At 67.6% G+C, this 16601-nt stretch carries 22 protein-coding genes and 1 other RNA gene; 10 read left to right on the top strand and 13 right to left on the bottom strand.

The window, feature by feature from the left end:
- Positions 1 to 9: 9 nt before the first annotated feature.
- The 9 genes from Ga0080574_RS16890 to Ga0080574_RS16850 form a co-directional block, all read right to left on the bottom strand.
- Complete coding sequence (locus tag Ga0080574_RS16890) at positions 10 to 405, bottom strand: carboxymuconolactone decarboxylase family protein (RefSeq protein ID WP_076702433.1); 396 nt, start codon at positions 403 to 405, stop codon at positions 10 to 12.
- A gap of 10 nt (positions 406 to 415) precedes the next feature.
- On the bottom strand, positions 416 to 751 hold the full coding sequence (locus tag Ga0080574_RS16885) for a hypothetical protein (RefSeq protein ID WP_076702429.1): 336 nt from the start codon (positions 749 to 751) through the stop codon (positions 416 to 418).
- 19 nt (positions 752 to 770) lie between these two features.
- Positions 771 to 1100, bottom strand: a complete 330-nt coding sequence (locus Ga0080574_RS16880) for an antifreeze protein (protein ID WP_076702425.1) — start codon at positions 1098 to 1100, stop codon at positions 771 to 773.
- Positions 1101 to 1152: 52 nt separating this feature from the next.
- On the bottom strand, positions 1153 to 1458 hold the full coding sequence (locus tag Ga0080574_RS16875) for an urease subunit beta (RefSeq protein ID WP_076702422.1): 306 nt from the start codon (positions 1456 to 1458) through the stop codon (positions 1153 to 1155).
- A gap of 11 nt (positions 1459 to 1469) precedes the next feature.
- A complete protein-coding gene (locus tag Ga0080574_RS16870) occupies positions 1470 to 2042 on the bottom strand; it encodes a HupE/UreJ family protein (protein WP_076702417.1) in 573 nt (190 codons plus the stop codon).
- A 19-nt stretch (positions 2043 to 2061) separates the two neighbouring features.
- Positions 2062 to 2364 carry an urease subunit gamma gene (locus Ga0080574_RS16865; RefSeq protein ID WP_076702413.1) on the bottom strand — a complete coding sequence of 101 codons (303 nt, stop codon included), beginning with the start codon at positions 2362 to 2364 and terminating at the stop codon, positions 2062 to 2064.
- Between the two features lie 3 nt (positions 2365 to 2367).
- On the bottom strand, positions 2368 to 3183 hold the full coding sequence (locus tag Ga0080574_RS16860) for an urease accessory protein UreD (protein WP_076702410.1): 816 nt from the start codon (positions 3181 to 3183) through the stop codon (positions 2368 to 2370).
- A 177-nt stretch (positions 3184 to 3360) separates the two neighbouring features.
- A complete protein-coding gene (tsaA, locus tag Ga0080574_RS16855) occupies positions 3361 to 3843 on the bottom strand; it encodes a tRNA (N6-threonylcarbamoyladenosine(37)-N6)-methyltransferase TrmO (RefSeq protein WP_076702407.1) in 483 nt (160 codons plus the stop codon).
- A gap of 74 nt (positions 3844 to 3917) precedes the next feature.
- Positions 3918 to 4742, bottom strand: coding sequence for a 2-dehydro-3-deoxygalactonokinase (locus Ga0080574_RS16850; RefSeq protein WP_076702403.1), 825 nt, complete (start codon positions 4740 to 4742; stop codon positions 3918 to 3920).
- A 317-nt stretch (positions 4743 to 5059) separates the two neighbouring features.
- Here Ga0080574_RS16850 and ugpB point away from each other — a divergent pair, with 317 nt between their 5' ends.
- From ugpB to Ga0080574_RS16830, 4 genes are all read left to right on the top strand, one after another.
- Positions 5060 to 6367 (top strand): sn-glycerol-3-phosphate ABC transporter substrate-binding protein UgpB, encoded by a 1308-nt coding sequence (gene ugpB, locus Ga0080574_RS16845; RefSeq protein WP_076702399.1) that lies wholly within the window; start codon positions 5060 to 5062, stop codon positions 6365 to 6367.
- A gap of 117 nt (positions 6368 to 6484) precedes the next feature.
- Positions 6485 to 7366: a sn-glycerol-3-phosphate ABC transporter permease UgpA gene (gene ugpA, locus Ga0080574_RS16840; RefSeq protein WP_076702395.1), complete on the top strand. Its 882-nt coding sequence runs from the start codon at positions 6485 to 6487 to the stop codon at positions 7364 to 7366.
- 20 nt (positions 7367 to 7386) lie between these two features.
- Positions 7387 to 8223, top strand: coding sequence for a sn-glycerol-3-phosphate ABC transporter permease UgpE (ugpE, locus tag Ga0080574_RS16835; protein WP_076706032.1), 837 nt, complete (start codon positions 7387 to 7389; stop codon positions 8221 to 8223).
- Between the two features lie 47 nt (positions 8224 to 8270).
- On the top strand, positions 8271 to 9284 hold the full coding sequence (locus Ga0080574_RS16830) for an ABC transporter ATP-binding protein (protein ID WP_076702392.1): 1014 nt from the start codon (positions 8271 to 8273) through the stop codon (positions 9282 to 9284).
- Between the two features lie 85 nt (positions 9285 to 9369).
- On the opposite strand, the gene Ga0080574_RS16825 is transcribed toward Ga0080574_RS16830, so the two are convergent.
- Positions 9370 to 10134, bottom strand: a complete 765-nt coding sequence (locus Ga0080574_RS16825) for a sulfite exporter TauE/SafE family protein (RefSeq protein WP_076702389.1) — start codon at positions 10132 to 10134, stop codon at positions 9370 to 9372.
- A gap of 63 nt (positions 10135 to 10197) precedes the next feature.
- Positions 10198 to 11187 (bottom strand): hypothetical protein, encoded by a 990-nt coding sequence (locus Ga0080574_RS16820; protein WP_076702385.1) that lies wholly within the window; start codon positions 11185 to 11187, stop codon positions 10198 to 10200.
- A 143-nt stretch (positions 11188 to 11330) separates the two neighbouring features.
- Between Ga0080574_RS16820 and rnpB the strand changes: the two genes are divergently transcribed.
- The 5 genes from rnpB (at position 11331) to Ga0080574_RS16795 (ending at position 14386) form a co-directional block, all read left to right on the top strand.
- Positions 11331 to 11739: RNase P RNA component class A (rnpB, locus tag Ga0080574_RS16815), an RNA gene on the top strand.
- A 103-nt stretch (positions 11740 to 11842) separates the two neighbouring features.
- Entirely contained in the window at positions 11843 to 12010 is a 168-nt protein-coding gene (gene rpmG / locus Ga0080574_RS16810; RefSeq protein WP_023852153.1) for a 50S ribosomal protein L33, read from the top strand.
- Positions 12011 to 12119: 109 nt separating this feature from the next.
- Positions 12120 to 12569, top strand: coding sequence for an HIT family protein (locus Ga0080574_RS16805; protein WP_076702381.1), 450 nt, complete (start codon positions 12120 to 12122; stop codon positions 12567 to 12569).
- Between the two features lie 63 nt (positions 12570 to 12632).
- The gene (locus tag Ga0080574_RS16800; protein ID WP_156876387.1) at positions 12633 to 13787 is read left to right on the top strand and encodes an aminodeoxychorismate synthase component I; all 1155 of its coding nucleotides are present in this window, start codon (positions 12633 to 12635) and stop codon (positions 13785 to 13787) included.
- 8 nt (positions 13788 to 13795) lie between these two features.
- Positions 13796 to 14386: an aminotransferase class IV gene (locus tag Ga0080574_RS16795; RefSeq protein ID WP_083716964.1), complete on the top strand. Its 591-nt coding sequence runs from the start codon at positions 13796 to 13798 to the stop codon at positions 14384 to 14386.
- A 122-nt stretch (positions 14387 to 14508) separates the two neighbouring features.
- Here the strand turns inward: Ga0080574_RS16795 and Ga0080574_RS16790 are convergent, their stop codons facing one another.
- Positions 14509 to 15246 carry a Bax inhibitor-1/YccA family protein gene (locus Ga0080574_RS16790; RefSeq protein ID WP_076702373.1) on the bottom strand — a complete coding sequence of 246 codons (738 nt, stop codon included), beginning with the start codon at positions 15244 to 15246 and terminating at the stop codon, positions 14509 to 14511.
- 131 nt (positions 15247 to 15377) lie between these two features.
- Positions 15378 to 15596, bottom strand: a complete 219-nt coding sequence (locus Ga0080574_RS16785) for a DUF1127 domain-containing protein (protein ID WP_076702368.1) — start codon at positions 15594 to 15596, stop codon at positions 15378 to 15380.
- 125 nt (positions 15597 to 15721) lie between these two features.
- Here Ga0080574_RS16785 and Ga0080574_RS16780 point away from each other — a divergent pair, with 125 nt between their 5' ends.
- A complete protein-coding gene (locus Ga0080574_RS16780) occupies positions 15722 to 16594 on the top strand; it encodes a LysR family transcriptional regulator (protein ID WP_076702365.1) in 873 nt (290 codons plus the stop codon).
- The last annotated feature ends 7 nt before the right edge of the window (positions 16595 to 16601 follow it).

Here is a 16601-nt window from a genome sequence, read left to right as displayed (position 1 = left end):
CATCTCGGATCAGACCTCGAAGATCTCGTCCACCGGCACCTGAAGCGCGGTGGCCATGGCGTTGGTCTGGCTGGCCATGCCGATCACCGCCAGCAGCTCGTTATGCATCTCGTCGGTCATGCCCTTGGCCTTCGCCGCCGCCGTGTGCGAGTGGCAGCAATATTCGCAGGCATTGGCGGCAGAGACGGCGATATAGACCATCTCCTTGACCAGCGGGTCCAGCGCGCCCGCCCCCATCAGCCCCTTGAGCCGTTCCCAGGTCGCCTTGAGCGTCTCGGGATCATGCGCCAGCGCGCGCCAGAAATTGTTGATGTAATCGGTGCCGCGCGTGGCGCGGATATCGTCGAAGACTTCGCGCGCAAGCGGCGAGAGCTTATCGTCGGTCAGAAGCGGACGGCTGGCCATGGCGTTGCCCCTATATGTCTGCCGAGAGGTCGGCGTCGCCCGAGCGCGCCACCAGCACCGGGATCGGCGCCTTGGAGGCGGCGCGGCGGCGCGTCTGCGCCCCCGGCGCGGCGGGCACAGCACGGAGCCGGGTCACAGCGCGCGGAGGGAGCGACACGCAGGCCCCGGGCGCACTGGTCACACGCTCCTTGACCGGAAGGTCCGGCGCCCGCAGCCCCCAAAGCCGCTGTTGCTGCTCCATGCCCGCCTCGCACATGACCTGGGCCAGACGGATCTGCGCCCCCATCACCTGCGAACCGGCCCGCATCATCGCCAGGCTCCAATCCATCGGAGTCATCGGCATCATGTCGTCGTCCTCCTCCTCGTCAGTCCTCGGTCTCCAGGCCGAGGGTCACTTTCGGCCCGCGCCGCGCCAGCCTCTGGCGGTTCTCCCGTGCCGCCTCCTCCAGCGGCTCGGCCCAGGCCACGAGCACTGCCTCGGGCGAGGCACCATTGCCCCAGGCCTGCGAGGCATCCCACCAGCCGGTCAGGAAGGCCGGCGTCTTTTCCGCCACCATGCGGATCGACTCGGACGGCGGCACCGACCAGAGCCCGCTGAATCCCAGCATCCGGTAGGCCACAACACTCTGCGCCTCCGTGGCCAGCAGGCCGAGTTTCACCGCACTCTCGTGCCACGCATTGAACTGCCCGAACATCGCACCGTACTCCGTTATTATTATTGCGTTTATGATTTCAGCCCGGGCCCGCTCAGAGCGCGCCCATGACCTTCTTGTTGAAGCCGTAAATGCGGCGCGCGCCCGAAAGCGGGATCAGGTTGACCTCACGGCGCTGGCCCGGCTCAAAGCGCACGGCAGTGCCCGCCGCGATGTCGAGCCGCAGGCCCATCGCCGCCTCGCGGTCGAAATCGAGCGCCGGGTTGGTCTCGGCGAAATGGTAATGCGAGCCGACCTGGACGGGGCGGTCGCCGGTATTGGCGACCATCAGGGTGATCGCCTCGCGGCCCTCGTTCAGCACCAGCTCGCCCTCGGCGGGAAAGAGTTCTCCGGGGATCATCGCAAGCCTCCTCAGCCCATCGCCAGCGTCACGCCGAGCGCCGCCACCGCCGCGCCGAGCGCGCGGGTCAGCGCCGGGCTCAGCCAGCGGGTCAGCGCAAGGCCCAGAGCCAGCCCCGCCGCATGCAGCAGCGCCGTGGCAATGGTGAACCCGCCGAGATAGCTCAGCGCCGTGGCGCCGCCGATCTCGGTGCCATGGGCAAAGCCGTGAAACAGCGCAAAGACCGCGACCACCGCCGCGCCCAGCCCGGCGGGCACCCGCGCCGCCAGCGCCACGGCGACGCCCAGCACCATGACCGAGGCGAGGATCGCGGGCTCGACAAAGGGCAGCGCCAGCCCGGCCAGCGCCATCACGAAGCCCGCGCACATCGCCGCCACGAAGGACACCGGCAGCATCCAGATCGCCCGCCCCCCGAGCAGCGCCGCCCAGAGCCCGACGCTGACCATCGCCAGAACGTGGTCGGCGCCAAAGACCGGATGGGTGAAGCCCGCCGCAAACGAGCCGTGCTCGCCCGGGTTGAGATGCGCCAGCGCCGGGCTCGCGGTCAGGAGGGCGGGGGCGAGGATCAGGGAAAGTCGTTTCATCTTGGGCCTTTCTGCGGGATCAGCGGATCGGGTTATGCACGGTGACAAGCTTGGTGCCGTCGGGAAAGGTCGCCTCGACCTGAACCTCGTGGATCATCTCGGGCACGCCCTCCATGCATTGCTCCACGCTGATGACCTTGGCACCCGCCTCCATCATCTCGGCCACAGAGCGGCCGTCGCGGGCGCCCTCGACCACCGCGTCGGTGATCAGCGCCACCGCCTCGGGGTAATTCAGCTTCACGCCGCGGCTCAGGCGTTTACGGGCCACTTCGGCGGCCATGGCGACAAGAAGCTTGTCCTTTTCGCGGGGGGTCAGTTGCATGGGTCAGATCATCCAGGGTCGTGGCAGTTCGCTACCGCTGAGGCGGCGCAGGACAGGAGCAAGGTGACCGCGCAGCGCAAAGCCGTCAACGGAAACCAGACGGATCAGCAGCAGATCCTCGGAGATCGCCGAGACCCCTGCGGTTTCGGGCAGCATCTCGCGCAGCGTGTCGCGGGCGTTGGCGGCACCCGGCGCCGCGTGGATCACCGTTGCCATCGCCCCCGCGCCGCCGGCAATGGCGGGATGGGCAAGCGTCGCGGCAGCATCGCCGCTCAGATGCAGCCGGTCGGCAAAGGCCAGCCTGCCGCCGATGCGCAGGTCGATGCGGTCGCGCAGGCGCAGGTCGTGCAGCACCTCGCCCATGGCGTGGCGGCCAAAGATCAGGGCCTCGCAGGCCAGCAGCCGCGCATCCGGCGCCATCTCGACAGACAGACTGCGGTCGAGCGCGCCGCCTTCGAAGAGGATCGTCTCCTGCGGCAGCCAGTCGAGCCGCGCGCCTTCGTCCAGTTCCAGCCGGGTCTCCACCCGCCCGGTCTCCTGCGGCAGCGCACGATAGACACGCTCGGCGGCCTGGGTAGTCATCGCCAGATGCGCGCCGGCCTCGGCCCGGGCCGCGACTTCGAAGGCATCGCCGCCGGTGATGCCGCCGGAGCTGTTGAGATAGACCGCCTGCAAGGCGCCCTGCGCGCGCGGAAACAGCAGCTTGGAACTGCCCGACATGTGCAGATCGGAGATCGCGCTGCGCGCGCCGCGCAGCCTGGCGCCGAGGCGGGCGCACCCGCGGGCGCGCTGCGCGGCGGGGGCCGTCCGGGTCGTCATCGCTGTGTGATCGTAGGGAATGGCGCGTGTCTCCTGAGCGCGGCAGCCTTTCCCGGCCCCGGCAGAACGGCAAGCGCGACGCCCGTCACCCCGCCCCGGCAGCACCGCGCCGGGACGGCGACCGCCCGATTGATTGGCGAAATTTCGACATTCGCCAAAAATTCGGGCATCTTAAAATCACCCCTGATGCGCCGCCTCCCGCCGCCGCTCCGCCTGATCGCAGCGCGCCGGCTTGAGGTCGATGAGCGGCGTGCCGTCGAGACAATCAAGCCCGCGCACCACCAGCACCGGCCCCTCGCGGCGGAGCAGCGTCACCACCGAGGTGCCGATCGGATTGGGCCGCTGCGGCGAGCGCAGGCTGAACGTGCCGCGCAGCTCGCCGCTGCCGCGCGGGCTCTGGGTGAGCAGGTCACGGCGCGAGCGGTCGAGCCAGTATAGCAGTTCGATCCGATCGGTGCGTTCGATCCCGTCGAGCGCCGGCTCCAGGATCGGGTCGATCTCAACGCGACATTCGGGGCCGTCTGCACTGCCCTGCCGGGGGCAGTCGGCGCGGGTCTTGAAGGGCGTGCGGATACGGCCGATGAAGCGCAGCTGCGCGTCGGCGGCGGGCGGCAGCTCGACGGTGGTTTCGCCGGGGCGCAGGGTGGCGCTGTCGGGCATGGCGGATCTCCTTTGCGGTGTTTGGGCAAAGGCTAGCGCAGCGCGCGGGCGGGTGCCATGACCTCGCGCAAGGCTCAGCCGCGCCAGGCCACCTTGAGCCCCTCCAGCGCCATGCGCGCGCCATCGGCTTGCACCACCGGCACATGCTGCGCGGCCAGCGCCGCGCGATAGGGCGCCACCAGCGCGCCCTCGCCCACCAGCGCGACGTTCTGCCCCAGCCAATAGGGTTTCGCCGCCGCCAGCTCCAGGCCGATGAGCAGGCCCAGGGCCTGCGAAGAGGCGGCCCCCGCCGGCAGCCCCTTGAGCCGCATCTCGGCCAGCACCGCCGCCAGATCGCCAGCGATCCCGGCGGGGCGGCCCATGGCCCGGTCCGCCGCCTCGACCAGCGCCGCCTCGTCCCAGCCCGCCTCCGGCGCCGCAAGCCGCGGCAGGCCGGCAAAGAGCGTGCCGGTCAGAAAGCTGCGGAAACTGACGATCTCTCCGGCGCTCACATGCACCCAGCGGCTCTGCGCCCCCGGCAGGCAGACCACCCCGTCGAAGCGCGGGTTCATCGCGAGAAACCCCGCCACCCGCACCTCTTCGCCGCGCAGCAGATCGGCGGGGGTCTCCTGCGCCACACCGGGCAGCAGACGCAGCCCGTCTTCCTCGCGCGCCTGCGCCGCCACCGGCGGGGTGCAGGGCACGGCGGGGCTCGGCAGCAGGCCCGCGCCGCTCATCAGCACCGGCACCGAGGCATCGAGATCCGGCAGCAGGCGCCGCAGCGCCGGGCCCGGCGCGTCGGTCTGCTCATAGCCCTCGCCACTCTCTGCGGTGGACAGCACCCTGCCCTCCGCGCCGATCTGCCAGATCCGCAGATGCGCGGCGCCCCATTCGGCGGCGATCCAGTCCGGTTGCGTCATGCCTGACCTCCTGTTCCGCGCGAGAGGTAACGGCGCGTCATCCGCCCTGCAACCCCGCAACCTCTTGGCGAACAGCCCCACGCATGTTCTATTATCCGCCGGAGGAGGAGCGCGGCCGCAGATCCGCTGGCCGCATTCCCTGACGTCACTGTCAGCCACAGGACCGCCGGAGCCAACCGGCGGCCAAGCGCTGTCACGAAACTGTCGCGCTGATCGGGCATGTCGGGGCCATCCCCGCCACCCGTTGGCGGGATTTCCGTTTCGATAACAGGGGGTCCGGCCAAGAGGGCCCGGCCCCGGACGACAAGGAGAGACACATGAAATTGCGCATTTCCGCCCTGGCCCTGACCGCCGCGCTTGCCGGCCAGTCCGCCGCCGCCCAGACCGAGATCGAGTTCTGGCACGCCTTCACCGGCCGCCTGGGCGAGCTGGTCGCCGAACAGGTCGAGACCTTCAACGCCTCGCAGGACGAGTACACCGTGACCGCCAGCCACAAGGGCAACTATTCCGAGACGCTGAATGCCGGCATCGCCGCCTTCCGCGCCGGCGAGCAGCCCGACATCCTCATGGTCTTCGAGGTCGGCACCGCCACGATGATGGCCGCCGAAGGCGCTGTGAAGCCGGTCTATGAGGTCATGGCCGATGCCGGCGCCGAGTTCGACCCCGACGCCTATATCGGTGCGGTCAAAGGCTATTACACCGACACCGAGGGCAAGATGCTGTCGCTGCCCTTCAACTCCTCCACCCCGGTGCTCTGGGTCAACGAGGACGCGCTCGAAGCCGCCGGCATCGACCGCGATGTCGATCTCTCGACCTGGGAGCAGGTCGGCGACGTCCTGACCGCGCTCAAGGAGTCCGGCCACGACTGCCCGCTGACCACCGCCTGGCAGAGCTGGATCCATCTGGAAAACCTCTCCGCCTATCATGACGTGCCCTTCGCCACGCAGGAGAACGGCTTTGCCGGGCTCGACACCGAGCTGGCGCTGAACGGGCCGGTGCAGGTCAAGCATATCGAGACCATGGGCCAGTGGGCGCAGGACGGCAAATTCATCTATGCCGGGCGCCGCAACGAGGGCGGGGCGAATTTCCGCGCCGGCGAATGCGCGCTCTTCACCGAGAGCTCGGCGGGCTATGCCGGCATCTCCTCCGAGGCGGAGTTCGATTTCGCCGTGCGTCCGCTGCCCTACTGGTCGGATGCCGAAGGCGCGCCGCAGAACACCATCATCGGCGGCGCCTCGCTCTGGGTCATGGAGGGCCAGTCGGACGCGGAATATGAGGGCGTCGCGGCGTTCCTGAACTTCCTCTCCTCGCCCGAGATCCAGGCCAAGTGGCATCAGGACACCGGCTATCTGCCGATCACCGAAGCCGCCGCAGAACTGACCCGCGAGCAGGGGTTCTATGACGAGAACCCCGGCACCGATATCGCGGTGATCCAGATGACCTCCAAGGCGCCGACGGCGAACTCGAAGGGTCTGCGTCTGGGATCGTTCGACCAGATCCGCGGCATCATCGACGAAGAGCTCGAGGCCGTCTGGTCGGGCGACAAATCCGCCCAGGAGGCGCTCGACAGCGCCAAGACCCGCGGCGACCAGCTGCTGCGCCGCTTCGAGCAGGCCAACCGCTAAGCCCCCTCGCATCGCGCCCCGGCCTCCGCGCCGGGGCCTCCACGCTGCAATGGCGGCATGAGGCCCCGGACCTGGTCCGGGGCGCGGTCAATCCCCCCCAATCCCGAGACGAACGACATGGAAAAGCGCGTGATCTTCAAGGGCGTCTGGCTGCCGCTGCTGCTCATCGCGCCGCAGATGCTGATCACGGCGGTGTTCTTCTTCTACCCCGCCGGTCAGGCGGTGTGGCAGTCGCTCTTCATCCCCGACCCGTTCGGGCTGTCGATGCAATATGTCGGGCTGGGGAATTTCGAATATCTGCTGAGCGATCCCTATTACCGCGCCTCCTTCCTCACCACCGCGATCTTCTCGACGCTGGTCACGCTGGTCTCCATGGGCCTGGCACTCTATCTCGCCGTGCTGGCCGACCGGCTGATCAAGGGCTCGGGCACCTACCGCACGCTGCTCATCTGGCCCTATGCGGTCGCCCCCGCCGTCGCCGGCGTGCTGTGGATGTTCATGTTCAACACCCGCGTCGGCGTCATCACCTGGTATCTCGGCCAGCTCGGCTATGACTGGAACCATGTGCTGAACGGCACCGAGGCCATGGGCCTCGTCGTCATCGCCTCCGCCTGGGGGCGGATCAGCTACAACTTCCTGTTCTTCCTCGCCGGCCTGCAATCCATCCCGCGCTCAGTGATCGAAGCCGCCGCCATCGACGGCGCCGGCTTCTGGACGCGCTTTCGCACCATCGTCTTTCCGCTGCTCTCGCCCACCACCTTCTTTCTGCTGGTGGTCAATATCGTCTACGCCTTCTTCGAGACCTTCGGGGTGATCCACACCATCACCGCCGGCGGGCCGCAGCAATCGACCACCATCCTGGTCTACAAGGTCTATGCCGACGGCTTCGTCGGGCAGGATCTGGGCTCCTCGGCGGCGCAATCGGTGATCCTGCTGCTGGTGGTCGGCGCGCTCACGGTGCTGCAATTCAAATATGTCGAACGGAAGGTGCATTACTGATGGCCGACCGGCACACGGGCATGGTGGAAAAACGCGGCGCGGGGCACTGGCTGACCCATGCCGGGCTGATCCTCGGCGTGCTCTTCATCTTCTTCCCGATCTGGCTGGCCTTTGTCGCCTCGACCGTGAGCCAGCCCGAAATCGTACACCCGCCGATGCCGCTGCTGCCCGGCGACCAGTTCCTGGAGAACTACGCCAAGGCTCTGGTCTCGGGCATCAACGCGCCGGTGGCGCGGATGCTGGCGAACTCGGCGGTGATGGCGATCGGCATCGCGCTCGGCAAGATCGTCATCTCGATCCTCTCGGCCTTTGCCATCGTCTATTTCCGCTTTCCGGGCCGCAAGCTGTTCTTCTGGCTGATCTTCGTCACCCTGATGCTGCCCGTCGAGGTGCGCATCGTGCCGACCTACGAGGTCGCCGCGCGGTTCGACATGCTGAACTCCTATCAGGGGCTGATCCTGCCGCTCATCGCCTCGGCCACCGCCACCTTCCTCTTCCGGCAGTTCTTCATGACCGTGCCCGACGAGCTGGCCGAGGCGGCGCGGGTCGACGGCGCCGGGCCGATGCGGTTCTTTGTCGATATCCTGCTGCCGATGAGCCGCACCAATATGGCGGCGCTCTTCGTCATCCTCTTCATCTACGGCTGGAACCAGTATCTCTGGCCGCTCCTCATCACCACCGACCCGGAGATGAACACCATCGTGATGGGCATCAAGCAGATGTTCCCCTCGGGCGACGATATCGCCGACTGGCCGGTGATCATGGCGACCTCGATCCTCGCCATGATCCCGCCGGTCATCGTCGTGATCTCGATGCAGAAACTGTTCATCCGCGGGCTTGTCGACAGCGAGAAATGAGCATGACCGGCACGCCCTCCAATCCGATCCAACGGGACACGCAGTAAATGGCCACCCTGACGCTTGAGCATGTGAAGAAATCCTTTGGCGAGACCAAGGTCATCCACGGGGTCGATATCGACGTGGCCGATGGCGAGTTCATCGTGATCGTCGGCCCCTCGGGCTGCGGCAAATCCACCCTGCTGCGCATGGTGGCCGGGCTCGAAGGCGTCTCGGAGGGCGAGATCTGCATCGGCGGCGACAGGGTGAACGAAAAGGAACCGATGGCGCGCGACATCGCCATGGTGTTCCAGAATTACGCGCTCTACCCTCATATGTCGGTGGCGGAGAACATGGGCTACGGGCTGAAGATCGCCAAGACGCCGAAGCCCGAGATCGCCACGCGCGTTCAGGAAGCGGCAAAGCTGCTGCAACTGGAGCCCTATCTGAAACGCCGGCCGCGCGAGCTCTCGGGCGGGCAGCGCCAGCGCGTGGCGATGGGACGCGCCATCGTGCGGCGTCCGGCGGTGTTTCTCTTCGACGAGCCGCTGTCGAACCTCGACGCCAAGCTGCGGGTGCAGATGCGGCTGGAGATCAAGCAGCTTCAGCGCAAGCTGGGGGTGACGGCGCTTTATGTGACCCACGATCAGGTCGAGGCGATGACGCTGGCCGACCGGATGATCGTGATGAACGCGGGCGTGGCCGACCAGATCGGCGCGCCGCTCGATGTCTATGCCGACCCCGAGACCGCCTTTGTCGCGGGCTTCATCGGCTCGCCGCCGACGAATTTCCTGCCCGCTTCGCGGTTCGGCGGGACCGAGGGCGAACAGCTCGGCATCCGGCCCGAACACCTGTCGCTGGTCGCGCCCGGTGAGGGGCGGATCGCCGGGCGGGTGATCTCGGTGGAACCGCTGGGGGCGGAGACGCTGGTGCATCTGCGGCTTGAGGACGGCACGGACGTGACCGTCCGGCAGGAGGGCGGCGCCGAGGCGCCGGGCGAAGGCATGGAGGCCGGGCTGAGGTGGGAGAGCGCGGCCGAGATGCGGTTCGATGCGGAGGGCCGGCGGATGCGTGGCGCGTAAGCGTCGGACGCGGCGCCTGCGGAGAGGTTTTTCTGGAGTATTTTCAGAAAGATGAAAGGGCTTTCCGGAGCGCTTTGGCGGCCGGTTATGCGCCCGGCCACCAGGCCTGGGCGACCTCGCTCAGCAGCTTGAGGCAGAGCAGGCCGAGCGCGATATTGACGAGGGTGAAGAAGATCCGTTCGGGCAGCCATTTGGTGACCCGGTAGCCGGACCAGGCGCCGATCAGCGCCACCGGCGCCAGCACCGAGATCTGCTTCAGGCTCTCCCAGGTGACCTGTCCCGCGAGCACATAGGGCGGCAGCTTCATCCAGTTGATGCAGGCGAAGGTGATCGTGGCGGTGCCGGCAAAGGTCATCTTCGGCAGTTTCTGCGGCAGGGTATAGGCCTGGAACGGCGGCCCGCCCGCATGGCTGATATAGCTGGTGAAGCCGGCCAGCGCGCCCCAGAACAGGCCGCGCGGCACATCCGCCGGGCGCGAGCGGAAATCGCCCGAGAGGCGCTTGCGCAGCGCGTCGAGCAGATAGCCGAGCCCGATCAGCGCCACCACCAGCTTGCTCGCCTCCACCGGCACGCGCGAGACCAGCAGGAAGGCGGCGAGGATGCCGATGGCGGAGGCCGGGATCAGGATCTTCAGGTTGCGCGCGGAATACTGGCCGCGAAACAGCCAGACCGCGTAGATGTCGGCGAGGATATACATCGGCAACAGCAGCCCCGCGGCGGCGGCGGGCGGGATGAAGACCGACAGGATCGGCACGCCCAGCATCGCCACCATCGGCAGCCCGCCCTTCGACATGCCCACGAAAAACGTGGCCATGCCTGCCGCGATCCAGAATGCTGCCGTCTGCTCCATGCCGCTCCCCCGGGGTTGCGGCACCTTCTGGCACGCAAGCGGCGGAGCGAAAAGGCCAAACCCTCAGGCGGCCTCGACAGCATGGGCGCGCAGCAGCGGGCTGGTGAGCTCGACATCGTCCTGCAATGCGCGGTTGGGGCTGAGCCCGGCCTGGCGCAGATCGGCGTGATAGGCCTTGACCGCCTCGAAGGAGCCGAGCCCCTCGCGGATCACCCGGCGCATGGCGGTGAGCATCAGCACCGGATCCTCGCAGGCGAAGCTTTCGCGGCTGAAGCCGGAGAGCCGCGCGCCGTATTTTTCCGCCTGCGCGAGCCGTTCGAGGCAGTCGCGCGTGGTGCCGTTCGGGCAGCCGGTGAGCCCGACCACCAGCCGCGAGGGGTGCCAGCCCGCCAGCTCCTCCATCGCGGCGGGGCCGTGATATTCGGTCTCGATAAAGACCGGGCGCTCGCGCCGCGCCACGCCGGCGAGACTGCGGATCAGGATATCGTTGCGATAGGCGCCATACTCCGCCCCTCCGGTGTCGATGGCGAACGGCGGATCGGTGACCTGGAGGAAATGCCTTATGCCTATGGCGGTGGCGAGGTCGCGGAAATCGGAATAGGCGCAGAGCGTGGCGTGATCCTGCACCGGATCGTTGTAGAAGGTGACGCTGTAGAGCCCGAGATTGGCCACCGGCTTCACCGCATCGAGCCGCGCCGAGCGGAAGGGCAGCGCCGGATGCGCCGGATAGGCGCCGCCGCGCACGCGCCACATATTGGTGGGATCGTTCAGCCGCACCGCCGGGGTGGCGTTGGAGCGGCCATAGACCCCGTCCTCTGCCAGCATCTCGGCGGTGGAGAGCGAGGTCAGCACGATATCGGCGAGATCGCTTTCGATCACCCGCTTCACATCTGCGCGGTAGGCGGCGAGCGGGCGTGGCCGGCCCTGCGTGTCGCGCCCGGTGGCCGAGCAGCCGCGCAAGAGGTCGGCATCCTTGGCAAAGGTGATGATGAAATCGCGCGGGCCGTAATTGCCCGAGCTGATCTTGGCCAGTTTTTCGTCGATCCGTCTCATGCACCCTGCCCTGAACGGCGCCCCGCACGCCGCGCCAGTCTGGCGTCAAGAGATTGAGCTTCGGTAAACGCCGCCCCGGGCGGTACGGGGCCGCGCCGCATCGCCATTGACGGCCCCCCGCCCCGCCCCTATGTCGGGCGCGCGTGGAGGGCCGGGCGGCCGCTGCCGGCGGAGCGATCCGCCGGGGGAGGAAAGTCCGGACTCGCCGAAGCGCCGGTGCCGGGTAACGCCCGGGCAGGGCAACCTGACGGAGAGCGCCACAGAAAACAGACCGCCCCGGACCTGGTCCGGGGTCAGGGTGAAACGGTGGAGTAAGAGCCCACCGGGGGGCTGGCAACAGCGCCCGCATGGCAAGCCCCACCGGGAGCAATGCCAAATAGGGACCTCGCGCGGGCATGATCCTTTCGGGGATATCGCCGCAGGGCGGCTTCGGCCCGAGAGGTCCGGGTTGGCAGCACGAGCCCCCGGGCGACCGGGGGCCTAGAGGAATGGTCGCCGATGGACGGGGCAACCCGTCCGGAACAGAATCCGGCTTACAGGCCCTCCACGCATATATTTCCGCGATGCCCGGTTGACTCGGGCGCGCGCATGGGTAAAAGGCGGGCTTCAAGGATTTCACGGGACGCGAGAGCGGCCCCGTTGCAGGAGAAGAAGAATGGCGAAGCCGACCACCATCAAGATCCGCCTGAACTCGACCGCGGGCACGGGCCATTTCTACGTGACCAAAAAGAACGCCCGTACCATGACCGAGAAGATGAGCATTCGCAAATTCGACCCGGTTGCGCGGAAGCACGTCGAATACAAGGAAGGCAAAATCAAATAAGCCTTACCTCGTCAGGGACAGTGACAGGCCGCGTGGGACACCCCTCGCGGCCTTTTTCTTTTCAGGCTCCGGGGGTGGCGCGCGGCATCAGAACAGGAGCCTCGGGGACATGCAGCCCGACTGCCTCTTTTGCGATATCTCCCGCGGGCGCAGCCTTGCGGATGTGGTGTTCCAGGATCGCCGCTTCATCGCCTTTGCCGACCGCGCGCCGATCCGGCCCGGTCACCTTCAGATCGTGCCGCGCACCCATGTCGCCTGTTTCGACGAGCTGGCGCCACCGCTGGCCGGCGGGCTGATCCGGCTCGGGCAGCGGCTGGCGAAGGTGCTCAAGGCGGAATACCGCGTCGACCGGGTGGGCTTTGTGCTGACCGGCAACGACGTGCCGCATGTGCATGCGCATCTGATCCCGATGCACGAGTCGACCGACATCACCTCGCGGCGCTACATTCCGCTCGACGAAGTGCCGTTTCATCCGCCCGAGCCCGTGCCACGCGAAGCGCTGGCCGAAACCGCAGAGCGGCTGCGCGCGCGCCTGGCCGCGTGTGAAACAGCGGCGTAACCGTCTCGTCAACAGCCTTCACGGCTGCTAGGAGAGGCCGCGCAATCAACGGGGCGGGACAGAGTGACGACCGATACGCAAACCCTGCTGGTGGAGGCGGGCCCGGACGGGCGCCCTGCCCTGTTCACGCGGCCCGAAGAGGTGATCGCCGCCCATGACGCCGCAGAGGCGCTGGCGGCGCTGGAGCGGCTCGAAGCGGCGCGGCGCGAGGGCTTCTGGATCGCGGGGCTCGCCACCTATGAGCTGGGCCATGCGCTGGAACCGGCGCTGGCCGGGCTGGCGGGCGCCGGGGACGGGCCGCTGCTCTGCTTCGGCATTTTCCGCGCGCCCGAGGATGCCGCGCCGATGCTGCGCCGCGCCGCCGAGACGGCGGATGAGGCGCGCGTCATCTCCGCCACGCCGCTCTGGGATGCGGCGGACTATGCGGCGCGCTTTCACGAGATCAAGGCGATGATCGCGCGGGGCGATCTCTATCAGGTCAATCTCACCATGCCGGTGGAGCTGCGCTATGAGGGCGCGCCGCTGGCGCTCTGGGGCGCGATGCGGCGCTTTCAGCCGGTCGGCCATGGCGCGTTTCTGGAGCTGGGCGGGCTGCGCGTGCTGTCGCGCTCGCCGGAGCTGTTCTTCCGGCTCGGCGTCGACGGCGAGGTCACGGTCGCACCGATGAAGGGCACCGCCCCGCGCGGCGAGACCGAGGCCGCCGACCGCGCGCTGCGCGAGGCGCTGGCGCGGGACGAGAAGAACCGCGCCGAGAACATCATGATCGTGGATCTGATGCGCAACGACCTGTCGCGGATCTCGAGGGTCGGCTCGGTGCGGGTGCCCGAGTTGCTTTGCGTCGAGACCTATGAGACCGTGCATCAGATGGTGTCGCGCGTCGAGGCGCAGTTGCAGGAGACCCCGTCCCTGCCCGCGCTGATGCGGGCGCTGTTTCCCTGCGGCTCGATCACCGGGGCGCCGAAGATCGCCGCCATGCAGGCGATCCACCGGCTGGAGCGCTGGCGGCGCGGCGCCTATTGCGGCGCCATCGGCTGGGCGGCGCCGGACGGGCGGGCGGCGTTCAACGTGGCGATCCGCACCCTGACCGAGACCGCGCCGGGGCGCGCGGTGATGGGGGTCGGCGGCGGCATCGTGCATGACAGCCAGTGCGCGGCAGAATATGAGGAGGCGCTGTGGAAATCCCGCTTCGTGACCGGACTGATCCCGCGCTCCGCGTGATCGAAACGATGCTGTGGCTTCCGGGCTCCGGCATCGTACGCGAAGAGCTGCATCTGGCGCGCGCCGAGCGGAGCTGCGCGGCGCTGGGATTTGCCTGGGATGCAAGCGCGGTGAGCCTGCGGCTCTGGGCGGTGCAGTCCGACGCACCGCTGCGGCTGCGCATGACCATCGGGCGCAACGGCGATGTGGAGCTGACGCATCAGCCCTTCGATCTGGGCTCGGCGCCGGAGCTGGCGCATGTGAGGCTGGCGCCCGACGCGCTCGATCCGGACGACCCGTTCCTGCGCCTCAAGACCACGCGCCGTGCGCGCTATGACAGTGCCCTGCGTGACAAGCCCGAGGGCGTTTACGAGGTGTTGTTTTTCAACAGCCGGGGCGAGCTTTGCGAGGGCGCGTTTACCAATGTGTTTCTACGCATCGGCGGGCGCATGCTGACCCCTGCCGTGCCCTGCGGCCTGCTACCCGGCGTGCTGCGCGAGAGCCTGCTGCTGACCGGCGAGGCCGACGAAGCGGTGCTGACCCGGGCCGATCTGGAGCGGGCGGAGCGGCTCTGGATCGGCAATTCGCTGCGCGGGCTGATCCCGGCGACATTGGTCTGAGCAAAGTCGCGGGGTTGGGGCGGGCGGTGGGCAGATTGCCCACCGCCCGCCCCAACCCCCAACAAAAAAGGCCCCGCGCCGGGCGGGGCCTTGATCCGTATCTGCGGCGGTTGCAGGCGCGCTTACTCGCGGTTGCCGAGCAGTTGCAGCAGGAACATGAACATGTTGATGAAGTCGAGATAGAGGCTCAGCGCGCCCATGATGGCGGCCTTGCCCAGCCACTCGCTGTCGCCATGCGCCGCGTGCTGGAGATAGGTGTTCTTGATGTTCTGAGTGTCATAGGCAGTCAGGCCCGCGAAGATCAGCACACCCAGGATCGAGATCGCGAACATGATCGCCGGCGAGCCCAGGAAGATATTGATGATCGAGGCGACCACCAGGCCAATCACGCCCATGATCAGGAACGATCCCCAGCCGGAGATGTCCTTTTTCGTGGTGTAGCCCCAGAGCGACAGGCCCGCGAAGGCGATAGAGGTCACCAGGAAGACCTGCGCGATCGAAAAGCCGGTGAAGGCCACGAAGATCCAGCTCAGCGACAGGCCCATCACCGCCGCGAAGGCGAAGAAGAACAGCTGCGCGCCGGCGGCGGAGAGTTTGTTGATCGCCGCGCCGAAGGCGAACACCATGATCAGCGGCGCGAACATCACGATCCAGCCCAGGATATTGGGCTGCAAGGTGGCCGGGTCACGGAAAATCCCGAGAAGCTCCGGGCTGGTGCCGATGGCCCAGGCCACTGCGAAGGTCAGCAGCATCCCGATGGACATGGTCCCGTAGACCTTGTTCATGTGGCTGCGGAGCCCTTCGTCAATCTGGGCCGCGCTGGTTCCGGTGGCGGTCCGGATTGTTCTGTAGTCTGCCATCTAATCCTCCAAGCTGTGCCCCGATCTGGGGCGGAACGGAAATCCTTTTGGATATTGGCAGAGCCCGGCGCTATTTCAAGGCTTTGGACGCGCGAAACGGCCTGTTTCCGCGACCGCCGCGCGCGCCGCCGTTACTGGCGCCAATGTGCCGGCGCATCCCAGAGCGACCGGCGCGCCTCGTGCAGCGCCTCGGCGCGGGTCAGCCCCATGTCGCGCAGCGCCGCCTCGTCGAGCCTGGCGAGCTGCCGGCGCTGGCGCCACAGCGCATCGAGATCCAACAGACGGGTCAGCAGCGGGATGCGGCGCCGAGACTTTGCGGGGCAGCCGGTCAGGGCGATGTCACGGGTCATGATGACCTCCTTCACATTATGTGATGCGAATTTTCATTTCCATGTCTTCATGTGATCGGTATGCTCTTCGGCGACCCATCTGTAAAACGACTATTCCTGACGCCCCCCATCACGAAATCCGATTCATGCGCAATCTCGACATCACCACGCTCCGCTCTTTCATGGCCGTCGCGGATTCCGGCGGCGTCACCCGCGCCGCGGGCTTTCTCAACCTCACGCAATCGGCGGTGTCGATGCAGCTCAAACGGCTGGAGGAGATGCTGGGCATCGCCCTGCTCGACCGCTCCGGACGCGGGGTGAGCCTGACCCCCGCCGGCGAGCAGCTGCTGAAATACGCCCGCCGCATGGTCGAGCTGAATGACGAGATCTATGCCCGGCTCACGCTTCAGGACTGGGAGGGCGAGATCGTGCTGGGGGTGCCGCATGACGTGGTCTACCCGGTGATCCCGCGCGTGATGAAGCGCATGCAGCGCGATTTCCCTAGGGTGAAGCTCCAGCTCATCAGCTCCTACACCGCAGAGCTGAAGGAGCAGTTCGCACGCGGCGCCGTCGACGTCATCCTCACCACCGAGGTCGAGCCGGGCGATGGCGGCGAGTCGCTGCTCGACGTACCGCTGCGCTGGTACGGGGCGCCCGGCGGCACCGCGTGGAAATCCCGCCCGCTGCGCGTCGCCTTCTCACGCCACTGCGGCTTCCGCCCGGTCACCATCGCGCGGATGGAGCGCGCCGACACCGAATGGGAGCTGGCGGTGGATTCCGAAAGCGACCGCACCATCGAGGTCACGGTCTCCGCCGATCTGGCGATCACCCCGGTGCTCGAAGGCCATGCGCCTTCGCATTTCGAGATGATCCCGATCGGCGCGCTGCCGGATCTGGGCTTGCAGAAAATCTGCCTCTATGCCTCCAGTGCCCGACCGCAGATCGTGCAGCCGTTGCTGGAGATGCTGCGCTCGGAATTCTGCTGCCTCGGCAGGCGCGAGGAGATCGCGGCGGAATAGCCCGCCC

This window comes from Salipiger abyssi (assembly GCF_001975705.1).
Lineage (GTDB): Bacteria > Pseudomonadota > Alphaproteobacteria > Rhodobacterales > Rhodobacteraceae > Salipiger > Salipiger abyssi.
Note: the sequence above shows the minus strand (reverse complement) of the source record. Positions and strands in the feature narration are given on the sequence as shown.